Here is a 12,404-nt window from a genome sequence, read left to right on the forward strand (position 1 = left end):
GAATTTACTGTGTATGGCACAATGTGAAAAGAGGAAGTCTCGCCCGACCTGGAGACATTGCTCAAAGCTTTCCCTAAAATATTCAAAGCCCCGTTTAAATATTTAGGTATAATATTATGGCATTAATAGGGCCAATCCAATGTTTGTTGGTTCCTCATTTTTAATTAACGCGATCGCATTTACAACTTTTATAAGTATATTTTGCGGTTAAGTCTACTACAATATTTCCCATTTAGGAGGCTTGATGTTTCAAGGTTTACTTAAAACGATAGGGAATTAAAGTTATCATCGGTCACGCTGTTTTATTCGCAACCTGACACTGCCATTTTTTACCATTTGCTGAGTTTGCCAAGTGGGGAGAAAAAGAAATTTGTATTGAGGAACTAAATAGTTATCTGTGTGCTTGTGTATAGTCATTTCAAATAAAAAAGAGACACTATTGAGCGCAGTAGGCACAGATAAGTTCATCTAAAGATGTGCCAGGAGGAGCATACATTCTGGCTCGCTTTAAGGCACTAAAATCGTGTTCAATATCGTTCAGGTCGGGAGAATATTTCGGGAGAAAAATAACTTGATGACCCGTTTCCTCTACCAGTTCTCGAATGGCTGTTTTTCGATGAATCGGTGCATTATCCATGATTAATATAGATGGCTTTGTTAGAGAGGGTAATAAATATAAAGATAACCACCCTTCAAAGCCTTCTGCATTGAGGCTTCCCGTAAAAACCATTGGGGCAATTAAGTCCTTTTTTCCTTTCCTCCTTCCAGCTACTAGATTTTCTCTTGTTCCCCGTTTGCCGGACTTTTCACCCCAGATTTTTTTGCCTTTTTTAGACCAGCCATAAGCACAATCTAGAAACGGCTCAAATCCTGATTAATCAACAAAAACCAGACTTTGACTTCCCGATACTTTAATCAATTCTCTGAGATGAGAGTAGTATTTCATTCTTTCTTCTCGGTTTCTCTCCTGGTAACGAAGTTGTTTTTTTTTCGGGTAATTTTCATTTCTTTAAGAGCATAAGATATGGCACTGGGTCTGGTGCAAAACTTATGGGCTCTGTCGATTAATCTGGCATCTGGATTCTCTTTAACATCCTTTTCCAATGCCTGCCAATCTAGTTTTCTCTTACGTCTTTTTACCTTTGTAGCTTGAAGGTCTGACCGACGCAGCCACCGATATATCGTTGCTCTTCCTACCTTAAATAGGACAGCAGCTTGGGCGATACGACCGCCATTTTCTACATAGTTCACTACTCTTTTTCTCAAATCTATGCTGTAAGACATTTTCCTAACTGGTTAACAATTTTTTTCATTTTACATCATTTTTTAAAATTCTCATACTTATTTGAAATGACTATAACTCAGACACTAGGTTTTTAATCTTGATGCGAATTGGGGGCGTGGTTTTTCAGAGTCAATAACGCCGAAGTTTATTGAAGTGTGGAATTTTTGCCATTCAAATGATAGATATTAGCGGGTATGGCGACGATACTCATCTTTAGATAATATGGATATCTAATGGGCATCTTTCCAACATTTCTGAACCGTAAAACTTAGATCGCAAAGGTTCGGAAACCAGGGTATAATCAAAGTAATATTTACTGACCCAAAACTAGAGTTGCTCAAAATTTGCCCTGGGGGCTCATGCAGCCGACGATCGGGGAGTGACAGATCGCAGATAATTAATCAAAATATATTTCAAAAGGGCGATCGAGGCTTTCGTAAAAGCTATCATCACAGAACATAGCTCATCTTTAATTTAGTACAGCTAACCGCGCCACCACGGGCGCTGTAATTTGAGCAAACAATTTGGGAAAATAGAATTAGCCTGGGAGGGGGACACACCCCGCCCCGCTTTTCTCTCCCGGTACGGGGAACCCCCAAGTGATGTGCCCTGACGCTATAACGAGAGTATCCCGCAAGTTAATCAGGTAAGTAAGCAACTTAGCACTCAACGAACAAGATTTGATTGCAAGCACCGGCAAATCCCTCCAACATCTCGTCAATTTGTGGACGAAGCTTAGAGGGGACTGCGAGCTTACACTTGAGAGATAGGGATTGAGCAAGAAAATGATAGCTGATCCATAAGCAAAGAATACGGGGGTTAAAACCCCGCCTTGGTTTTCCTCTCAGCACTCTTTGTGACTGAGTTTCCCACCTATTGAGTGTTTTTTATGACTAGCACATCCCCGCTTCGCTCCACATCCAGCCCCACATCGATAGTTGCTCTAAGCACTTTTACTCCGGCTCTCACCAAGATGATTCTGTCGGGTTACGTCAACGGCGAGCAAGTGAAGCAAGCTCAAATTGAAAGCCAGAAGTCGGGCAAGCGTTTGACGGAGGTATTAGAAGCACTTACCGGGCAGCCGTTACCCCCAGAATTGCTGCGACTTTACAAGAAGCAGCAGATGTTTGAACGGAAGATAGTCTACGGCGTTGAAGCATTTGACCCGGAGATGAGCGAAATGTCTAACGAGCAACTCGGAGTTATGCTCGACGCATTGAAGATTTCGATCGACATTTGTCACCAAGGTCGGTTTTTACCCGTAGCGAAGACTGAAACTGAGCCTGCGGCGGTTTTAGTGGCAATGGTAGATCCCGACAACCTCAACGCCATAGAAGATTTGCGGCGGATTTTACAGCCTCACGGCTTGGCTTTGCAGCGGCGAGTGATTACGCCGGACGACTACCAGGACATTACTTCTGCTTATCAAGACGAACAAGTTAAGAGGGAAGCTAAAAAAGCTGAAATCGAAAAGCAGAGAAAGATGGATTTAGGGGAGGGAGATTTTGGCGAGCTCTCGCTAGTAGAGGAGAGCACCGACCAAGAAGACCTCGCTAACACCTTGGACGATGCAGAGGCTGCTCCCGTAATTAAGGCCGTCAATATCATTTTGGCGAAAGCTTTGTCGGAAAAGGTGTCTGACATCCACGTAGAACCTCAAGAAGAGTTCATGCGGATTCGGATGCGGAAAGACGGAGTGCTGCAAGAGTATTTCCGGTTTCCCAAGCAGGTAGTCCAATCGATTACCGCTCGTTTCAAGATTATTGCCAACCTGGATATTGCCGAACGCCGACAAGCTCAAGACGGGCGCATCCGCCGGGTGTTTGAGGGACGCACGGTGGATTTCCGGGTCAACAGCTTGCCTTCCCGGTACGGTGAAAAAATCGTGCTGCGGATTTTGGACAGTTCCAGCACTCAGTTGGGTTTGGGTTTGTTAATCTCCGACGAAGAAACTCTGGCTTTAGTGCGAGAGAGTGCTAGCCGTCCGTTCGGACTGATTTTGGTGACGGGGCCGACGGGTTCGGGCAAGTCAACTACTCTGTACTCGATTCTGGCGGAACGGAACGATCCGGGGGTTAATATCAGTACGGCGGAAGACCCGATCGAATATGCTTTGCCAGGAATTACCCAATGTCAAGTAATTCGGGAAAAAGACTTGACTTTTTCCAACATTCTGCGGGCTTTTTTGCGGCAAGACCCTGACGTGATGCTGGTGGGGGAAACGCGGGACAAGGAAACGGCAAAAACTGCTCTGGAAGCTGCTTTGACGGGACACTTGGTGCTGACGACGCTGCACACGAACGACGCGGCCGGGGCAGTGGCGCGTTTGGCCGAAATGGGCGTAGAACCGTTCATGGTTTCGGCCGCTCTGTTGGGCGTGTTGGCTCAACGTCTGATGCGGCGCGTTTGCGACAAATGCTGCATTCCTTACCAGCCTACTGCAGCAGAACTCGGCAAGTACGGTCTGTCGGCTTCTCAAGAAATTGATCTAACTGTTTACAGAGCCAACACTATACCCGTGGAGGAAAGGAAGGAACTCGCAGACAACGAGCAACTTTGTCGGAAGTGCGGCGGCCTAGGCTACAAAGGACGGGTAGGGGTTTACGAGTTCCTGAAAAATACTGAGCGGCTTCAAACTCTGATCACTCAAGGAGCTCCCACAGAGCAAATTAAGGAAGCAGCAGTAGAAGAAGGGATGAAAACGCTGCTTGCTTACAGCTTGCAGTTGGTGCGGGAAGGCGCGACTACCTTTGAAGAAGTCGAGCGGGTGACGTTTACAGACTCTGGGCTGGAGGCTGAAATGAAAGCCAAACGCAAGCAGGGACTTACCTGCAAGACTTGTCAGGCGGAATTGAAGCCGGAGATGCTTGATTGTCCGTACTGTTTGACTCCGCGCTTTTTGGATTGATTCAGCAGTTAACTGTTGACTATTAACTGTTGACTCTTAACTGAGCTAGATTGGTCAATAACTATCATATCAATTCGATCGAGGAGAGGTATCTATGGGTCTGATGATTGAAGACGTACTGGAGTCCCTGGTAGAGCAAGGGGGTTCGGACATACACATCCAAGCGGGCGCGCCTATATTCTTCCGAGTCAGCGGTAAACTAACTCCTCAGACGCAATACGGAGACATTCTGTCTGCTGAGGAAGTGCAGATCCTAATTTTCCAAATGCTCAACAATATGCAGCGCAAGCAGTTGGAAATGGAGTGGGAACTCGACTGCGCTTACGGCGTTCGGGGATTGGCTCGGTTCCGGGTAAATGTCTACCGGGAACGGGGTGCTTGGGCTGCTTGTATGCGGGCTCTGGCTTCTAAGATTCCTAACGCAGATGCTTTAGGCGTGCCACAGGTTTTGCGGGATATGACGGAAAGACCCAGGGGTATGCTGTTGGTGACGGGACAAACGGGTTCCGGGAAAACTACTACGATGGCGGCTTTGTTGGATCTGGTCAACCGGACGCGGGCGGAACACATTCTAACCGTTGAAGACCCGATCGAATACGTGTTTCCCAATGTCAAGAGTTTGTTTCACCAGCGCCAAAAGGGCGAAGATACTAAGAGCTTTGCTAATGCGCTGAAAGCTGCTTTGCGCGAAGATCCTGATGTAATTCTCGTGGGGGAAATGCGGGACTTGGAAACGATCGGTCTGGCAATTTCGGCGGCAGAAACGGGTCACATGGTGATGGGAACGCTGCACACTAATTCGGCGGCTGCAACTATCGATCGGATTTTGGACGTGTTCCCGCCCATTCAACAACCCCAGGTTCGCGCCCAGGTGTCTAACTCTTTGGTGGGAATAGCCAGCCAAAATTTGGTAATAAAAGTTGGGGGCGGCCGCTGCTGCGCTATGGAAATCATGGTAAATACTCCAGCTATGGCTAACTTGATCCGGGAGGGAAAAACTCCGATGATTTACTCCCAAATCCAAATGGGGGCAAAATTGGGTATGAGGACGATGGAAATGGCCCTCGCTGAACTTTACAAGAGCGGTAAAGTCACTTGGGAATCGGCAATGGCCAAGGCTTCTAAGGCTGACGAACTCGAACGCTTGATCGGCCCGGCACCGGTTGGTAGCGCCCCGGTAAAAGCTCATTAGTTCCGTCAGCAGTCATTAGTCAGGAGTTCGCAGGCTGAATTAATGACTGATGACTGATGAGTCATAACTTTTAATAAATTTTCAGAGGTGAGCTGTGGCTACCAACGTTATCCGCCAAAAACCGAAAGGTGGCTTTGATTTCAGTAAGATTCAGGAGCAAATTGAATATAACCTTACCAGCCTTACTGTTAAGGATATGGCTATTTTTGCTCGTCAGTTTGCGGCTATGTTTAATGCAGGGGTGGCGATCGTTCGATGCCTTTCCGTGCTGCACGAGCAGTGTTCTAATGCTAAGCTGAAGCGAGCGCTCAGAAGCATGAATGCTGACGTTCAGGAGGGGATAAACTTGGCAGAGGCGATGGCTAAGTTTCCTGATGTGTTTGACCAACTGTTTATCAGTATGGTGGCGGCGGGAGAAGTCGGGGGGGTACTAGATGAAACCCTAGACCGTCTGGCGGTGATGATGGAAAAAAATCACAAGACGGAATCCGAAATTAATTCGGCTATGTCTTATCCGAAGACGGTGCTTTCCATCGCGATCGTGATTTTTTTCGCAATGACCATATTCTTGCTACCAACTTTCGCTAAAATCTTTAAGGATATTGGTGCAGATTTGCCGGCTTTTACGGTGATGATGTTGGCAATTAGTTCATTTTGTACCGCTTGGCCTCCGATTCAACAGGTGACAGTTATTGGGGTAATTATAGCGCTAAAAATTGCCTTCGATATGTACTACAAAACTCCCATAGGTCGCCTACAAATTGATAGAATTGCGATGAAATTGCCGGTGTTTGGCGATTTGATCGAAAAATCTGCGGTGGCTAGGTTTTGCGTGATATTTGGGTCGCTGACGCGATCGGGCGTGCCGATTCTCAATTCTTTGGAAATTGTGCGAGATGTGGCGGGAAATCAGGCGATATCTAATGCGATCGAATATGCGAGACAGGAAATTCAAGGCGGCGGCATGATCAGTATTGCTTTGCAAGAACAAGCTGTTTTTCCGTCTTTGGCCATCCAAATGATGGCAATTGGCGAGGAGACAGGGGAACTTGACAAGATGCTGATGAAAGTTGGCGCTTTCTACGAAACGGAAGTGGAAGAAGCAGTAAAAGGACTTACCAGTATGCTAGAACCTCTGATGATTGTGGTCGTCGGTGGTATCGTAGGTTCAATTTTGCTGTCGATGTATCTGCCGATGTTCGCAGTCTTCCAGAAGCTGTAAAAAAGTGCTAATTAGTTATTAGTTATTAGTTAGTAACAATTAACGCCTGACCAATGACTATTTCAATCTTTCCCAGGCTCTGCCTGGGCAGACTTTTGGAGGAGGCACATCCTCTATTAAAAGGAGAAAACAATTTGGAGGCTCTGCCTCCAAATCTTCATTACCAGGGTCTTCCCATTGGTGACAAATTACGAAAATGTCACAAAAGTCAAGTAGGATAGGTAGACCGATTTAACTGCTGCCTAATCCTGGCTTTACGCTCCAGGGTAAACGCATCTTAATTGGAACCCCAAATATGCTACAGTTAAATCCGAATAAATTTAAATGTAGTTATTGTCGTTGATGGATGCTATCAATGGCAAAAGGTTTTACTCAAACTTTAACTCACCAACCAAAACAAACAGATTCATTGCCTTCGGTGAATATTATATTAAATGGCAGGTTTTTAGAATATTTTGCCAATTTGAACTACCCCAGAATAGAAAGAATAAAAAAAGTTACTCAGAGATATTACAGCGTAATCGCATCTTAATTAAGGTATAATGGTGAGGGAAATTTTTAAAACATTTGACAGCATCATTCAAGCGCAGCTCGTAAACTAAGGAAGAAAAATTGAGTGTGATGCTGATAGCCAGCTAAGCACGCTCGCTGGGGTTCCACCTAGTTGATTTATCTCCATCACGTGCTCTTGCCTAGGGCGTGTTTTCAAACTATAACCACAACAGAATGCAGGCGATCGCGATCGTGGCTGTATAATTGGCAGGCAGCTTCTCATATCGAATAGCGCTCCGACTCCATTGCTTGAGTCGCTTGATAGCACGTTCAACAATGTTCCGTTGCCGATAGATTTCACGGCAGCCTTTTTCCATCTGCCTCAGTGAGAGATACCTGCCGGGAGTCCATTCCCAGTTTAACTACTTGTTGGTGGCCCATCCCGTCTCCACCGCAGCCCTGCCTCTGGCAGGTGCATTTTATGTCATTTGTCAAGTACAATTTATACCAAATTAGATGCGATCGCCCTGCACTAATAACCCATAAATATGGTTCACTTTAACGTTGCCTTTCAACACTTTAACTCCTTCACCGACATTACCCTATCCCTGGCCAAAACTTTAGACCAAATGGGAATTCCTATTTCGGTCGAACCTTCAACAATAGCCTCTCATCTCAGCCGCCATTCCACAGCAGAAGAAAACGACCTGCTAGAGAAGTGGATGAACACCACACCCTCAGATTTATTTCAGATCAAATGGTCTCATTATTGGAAACCTTATTTTTTAAAAGAACTCAACGGACATCTCAACTTAGAACTTTTTGCTATCAATTACGAATTCGCCAAAAACCATGATGATTATGATTACTGGATTTACGATGCTGTTAACACTTCATCCCACAAACTAGCCGTCAGCCAATATTCTAAAAACGTTTTAATAAAAGCTGGATGTCCGCCGGCTAACGTATCAGTCATGCCTCTAGGTTTCAATCCTTTAATCTCGCAACTCTATTTGCCCAGACCGCAAAAAACCCAAAAAGATGTAAAGTATATTCTGCACATGACCAATTCTTTTGATTTGTATAGATTTGGCACGGATCTGGCAATTCAAGCTTTTTGTGAAGAGTTTAAAGATGATTCTAACGTAGAGTTAATTATCAAAGATGGTGGCAAAAATCCTGATGTTATAGTGGAACACCTCGTAAATATCGAAAAACAATTCGGCAAGTTCAAGTCAAAAGTTCAGGTAAAGCCTAAATTTTGTACTAAAGCAGAACTAGCTGATTTATACTTGTCAGCAGATGCTTTTTTAGCACCCTTTCGCGGCGAGGGTTTTGCGATTAAAATTTTGGATGCCTTTGCAGCAGGTTTGCCCGTTGCTATGACTATGTACGGCGGCCCGACTGAGTACGCCAATGCTGATAACTGCTATCCCATTGCTTACGATCTAGTTCCCGTGGGAAAGTGTTACGATACTGAGTATCTAAAAATCAGAAATGCTCCTCATTGGGCCGAGCCAAATGTTCAGTCGGTTCGCGAACAGTTGCGAAAAATTGTTGAAGACCCGATGCGTTTTCAGGTAGCTCAAAAAGCTAAAGAGACGGCAGATTTATTTAATTGGGAAGCTGCTGCTCAAAAATTGCTAAGATTAATGCGAAAGTTGTTTTAAGAGCAGAAATTATGGGACTCGAACGCAAAATGTTTAGGGGAATGTTTTCACCCGGAGAAGTGGTACGATTAAAACAGCCTTGTTTTACTCCCGGCCGATTGTTTGAGCCAGGAAAATATAACGCTGATGAGTTGCCGGATATCGCTTTTGATATGGGTTTGGTAGACCATTTGCCACCAGTCAAAGGCAAAAGTTCAGAAAATCTCAATGTTCAGAACCCGCCAGATCAAAACCTTGAGGAATAAACTCTCGTTGGCAGTAAGGACTTCAGTCCTAAAAATCCCTGTTGGTAGTAAGGACTTTAGTGCTGAAAATTAAAATAAATAATCAAAGACTCAAGTCCTGACTGCAAAAAAGATAAAGCCAAATTAACCATTTTGCTCTATCTGGGCAATTAACTGTTTCAAAACTTGACTAGCTTTATCGTTCTCAATCTGACAAGTTCCGGCATTCTGGTGTCCACCGCCGCCATACCTCAACATTAACTCCCCAATATTAGTTTTAGAAGTTTTGTTAAAGATTGACTTGCCAACTGCGAAAACAGTATTTTGTTGTTTCAGTCCCCAAAGTACGTGAATCGATATATTGCACTGAGGGAACAAAGCATAAATTACAAAACGATTTCCCGCATAAATCACATCTTCGTTACGCAAATCCAAAACAACTAAATTATTATAAACTTGGGCGCATCGCTGTATTTGCTCTTTAAATTTTTCTTCTTGCTCGAAGTAGAGGTCTACTCTTTCTTTTACATCAGGAAGCTGCAATATTTGGTCGATGGTATGATATTTGCAGTAATCGATTAACTGCATCATTAACTGATAATTGGAAACGGTAAATTCTTTAAACCTTCCCAACCCCGTTCGGGCGTCCATTATGAAGTTTAACAGCACCCATTCTTGCGGGTGCAGAACCTCTTCTTTGGCAAATTGAGCGGAATCTGATTTGTCAACTGCCACCATCATCGCCTCAGAAATATCAGGAAACTTTGCTTGGCCTCCATAATATTTGTACAGTACCCTAGCTGCAGAAGCTGCATAGGGATCGATGATGTGGTTGATTTTGATTTTCTCGTGTCTAAGAGTTTCGCTGAAATGGTGATCGAAAGCTAGATGAACTCCCTCAACATAGGGTAAATTGGTGCTAATATCGTTATTTGTTATTTCGATTTTCCCATCCTGCATATCTTTAGGATGCACGAATTTAATCTCGTCGATCATATCGAGTTCTTTGAGCAAAACTGCACAGACTAGACCGTCAAAATCGCTGCGGGTGACTAATCTGTATTTTTTAGTGAGTGGCATATGCTTCTGTGATAGGGAGGAACTGATCACCAGCTAATATAACGTATTACCCGATCGCTTTCCAATATGAACACAGACCCTTACGCTTGGATAGAGAAGGCCCTGGACACAGTTCGCCGTGCCAATTGGTATAGATCGCCAGAATCGATCGAAAGTTCCCCTGGGCCTGTGGTAAAGTTAGCAGGCCACAGCCTGATTAACTTTGCCAGCAACGATTATCTGGGACTTGCGGGCGATGACAGGTTAATTGAAGCTGCTATAGCTGCAACTAAGGAATTTGGTACGGGTGCGACGGGTTCGAGGTTGGTCAGCGGACACCGCGATTTGCACCGACAGTTAGAACAAGCTATTGCTAATTTAAAACAAACTGAAGATGCTTTAGTATTCAGTTCGGGATATTTGGCGAATCTAGGGGCGATCGCATCCGTTGTCGGCAAGCGCGATTTGATATTATCTGACAAGTACAACCATTCGAGCCTGAAAAACGGAGCCACACTCAGCGGTGCAACTGCCCTAGAGTACAGTCACTGCAATCTTGAGGATTTAAAAGCCAAGCTAGAGCAAAATCGCGCAAGGTATCGCAAGTGTTTAATTATTACCGATAGCGTCTTTAGCATGGATGGGGACTTGTGTCCGCTACCACAGTTGTTGGCTGTGGCCGAAACCTTTAACTGCATGGTATTAGTAGATGAAGCTCATGCTACGGGAGTTTTCGGTGCTAGCGGTGCCGGTTGTGCAGAACATTTCGGGTGTACGGGAACACCACTGATTCAAGTGGGGACACTCAGCAAAGCTTTGGGAAGTTTAGGTGGTTACGTTGCGGGATCTGCTGCTTTAATTGATTTTCTGCGTAATCGAGCTGCGAGTTGGATTTATACTACAGCATTGACGCCTGCTGACGCGGCTGCTGCTTTAGAAGCTGTGAGGATTGTACAGCAAGAACCAGAACGCCGAGTTCGGTTGCGACAAAATATCGAAACTTTCAAATATTGCGCGATTACCAATTACCAATTACCAATTAGTAATTCCCTCTCCCCAATTTTCACTCTTCCGTTAAAAGATGCAGCCTCCGCTTTAACAGTCGGCAGCAAACTCAAGGAAATGGGTATTTTTGCTCCAGCGATTCGGCCTCCGACTGTCAGCGTGAGTCGAATTCGGATTTCGCTGATGGCAACTCACGAGCTCGCACACCTTCAGCAGTTGGTAGAGGCGCTGAAGCAAGTTTTGAGTTTTGACTAAATGTTGAGTGCGTACCGCGCACCGCTTGACTAAATGTAAATGTTGGGCCTAAAAGCATCGGGCCTAAAAGCATCGGGCATCAGCCTAATGACTAATGACTACTGACTAATGACTAATGACTTCTGATTGTCAAGATATCGCTATTGACTTATGACCAATCTTATACAGGAGTTTGGTCGATCGGTCAACAACTGTAAATTTTTTGTAAATTTAGATACTTTTTGGAATTTAGCGCTATATTAGAGAAGTAGCAGGTACACCAAATTTAATATAAGGAACGTCCACCATGAACACAAATCGTCAAAACGTAAAAAAAGTAGCAGAAACCCACCGCGCTAACATTCACAAGCAACTGATGCACCGCATAGAAGTAGCGAGATCCAGTGGCAATCAAGATTTGGTTCGGGTGCTTGAAGAGGAAATGAGACAGCTTTAAAGAAGCTGGAACTAGAATTTGCCGTAGTTTGGTTTAGAGGGTTGTGCGAGAAATGCAGAATTCCGGCAACCGCTACCTGTGAAGTTTTGACTCCTCTCTTAGTTGGTAGGAAAAATCCCGGTTTTTTAAAGAAACCGGGATTTTTTATTGAGAAGGAAGAAGAAAGAGGGAACACTCCTGCACGCACAAACTCTATCTGTAGAGTGCGCCTCGTCCCCAAGAGATTTGCCAAAAATAGAATGTTATGTCGGTAAGTTGAATCAGGTATTTATGAATTTGCTGAGCTATGCGATTCATGCCTTGAATTGCTATGACCAAAAACGCGCCTCGGAGCAAATTAAAAATGACCATAGTAGGATTACGATTTGTACTTATATGCTGAATTAGGATGGGGTAAGAGTCGGTGTGAAAGACAGGCTGGGAATAACAAGGGAGGTAAGGAATGAGAATTAAATAACTTCCACAAGTTTGTGGGATGGGCCTAAGAGCCCGTCCTTTTTGGACGGGCTCTTAGGCCCATCCCACAATAACAATTAAAATTGTAAGTTATTTAATTCGCGATCCTAAGAACCCATCTATTTAGGGCTTGCTGAAAAAGTCAGAAAACAGCATTTAGAAAGATGAGTGAATTTGAGCTGGCATCGGCAATATAAGTT

10 protein-coding genes and 1 pseudogene are annotated in these 12,404 nt (G+C 44.5%); 7 read left to right on the top strand and 4 right to left on the bottom strand.

Annotated elements, in window-relative coordinates; all coding sequences use genetic code 11:
• Positions 1-436: 436 nt before the first annotated feature.
• A pseudogene (locus QT984_RS09460) lies at positions 437-1,284 on the bottom strand (IS630 family transposase).
• Between the two features lie 890 nt (positions 1,285-2,174).
• Between QT984_RS09460 and QT984_RS09465 the strand changes: the two are divergent.
• The 3 genes from QT984_RS09465 (at position 2,175) to QT984_RS09475 (ending at position 6,607) form a co-directional block, all read left to right on the top strand.
• A complete protein-coding gene (locus QT984_RS09465; RefSeq protein ID WP_333056040.1) occupies positions 2,175-4,193 on the top strand; it encodes a GspE/PulE family protein in 2,019 nt (672 codons plus the stop codon).
• A gap of 94 nt (positions 4,194-4,287) precedes the next feature.
• Positions 4,288-5,385, top strand: coding sequence for a type IV pilus twitching motility protein PilT (locus QT984_RS09470; protein ID WP_333056039.1), 1,098 nt, complete (start codon positions 4,288-4,290; stop codon positions 5,383-5,385).
• A gap of 94 nt (positions 5,386-5,479) precedes the next feature.
• On the top strand, positions 5,480-6,607 hold the full coding sequence (locus QT984_RS09475; RefSeq protein ID WP_333056038.1) for a type II secretion system F family protein: 1,128 nt from the start codon (positions 5,480-5,482) through the stop codon (positions 6,605-6,607).
• A 710-nt stretch (positions 6,608-7,317) separates the two neighbouring features.
• Here the strand turns inward: QT984_RS09475 and QT984_RS29775 are convergent.
• Positions 7,318-7,476, bottom strand: coding sequence for a transposase (locus QT984_RS29775; protein WP_445243020.1), 159 nt, complete (start codon positions 7,474-7,476; stop codon positions 7,318-7,320).
• Positions 7,477-7,647: 171 nt separating this feature from the next.
• Between QT984_RS29775 and QT984_RS09480 the strand changes: the two genes are divergently transcribed.
• A complete protein-coding gene (locus QT984_RS09480) occupies positions 7,648-8,769 on the top strand; it encodes a glycosyltransferase family 4 protein (RefSeq protein ID WP_333056037.1) in 1,122 nt (373 codons plus the stop codon).
• A gap of 11 nt (positions 8,770-8,780) precedes the next feature.
• Positions 8,781-9,014 (top strand): hypothetical protein, encoded by a 234-nt coding sequence (locus QT984_RS09485; protein ID WP_333056036.1) that lies wholly within the window; start codon positions 8,781-8,783, stop codon positions 9,012-9,014.
• A gap of 123 nt (positions 9,015-9,137) precedes the next feature.
• Here the strand turns inward: QT984_RS09485 and QT984_RS09490 are convergent, their stop codons facing one another.
• Entirely contained in the window at positions 9,138-10,073 is a 936-nt protein-coding gene (locus QT984_RS09490; protein WP_333056035.1) for an exopolyphosphatase, read from the bottom strand.
• A gap of 66 nt (positions 10,074-10,139) precedes the next feature.
• On the opposite strand from QT984_RS09490, the gene bioF reads away from it, so the two are divergent.
• Together bioF and pirA are read left to right on the top strand one after the other, a co-directional pair.
• Positions 10,140-11,312, top strand: a complete 1,173-nt coding sequence (gene bioF / locus QT984_RS09495; protein ID WP_333056034.1) for an 8-amino-7-oxononanoate synthase — start codon at positions 10,140-10,142, stop codon at positions 11,310-11,312.
• Positions 11,313-11,598: 286 nt separating this feature from the next.
• Entirely contained in the window at positions 11,599-11,748 is a 150-nt protein-coding gene (pirA, locus tag QT984_RS09500) for an arginine synthesis PII-interacting regulator PirA (RefSeq protein ID WP_172185012.1), read from the top strand.
• A gap of 192 nt (positions 11,749-11,940) precedes the next feature.
• Here the strand turns inward: pirA and QT984_RS09505 are convergent, their stop codons facing one another.
• Positions 11,941-12,099 (bottom strand): hypothetical protein, encoded by a 159-nt coding sequence (locus QT984_RS09505; protein WP_333212558.1) that lies wholly within the window; start codon positions 12,097-12,099, stop codon positions 11,941-11,943.
• Positions 12,100-12,404 lie beyond the last annotated feature (305 nt).

The organism is Microcoleus sp. Z1_B2, from assembly GCF_036700325.1.
Taxonomy (GTDB): Bacteria; Cyanobacteriota; Cyanobacteriia; order Cyanobacteriales; family Microcoleaceae; genus Microcoleus.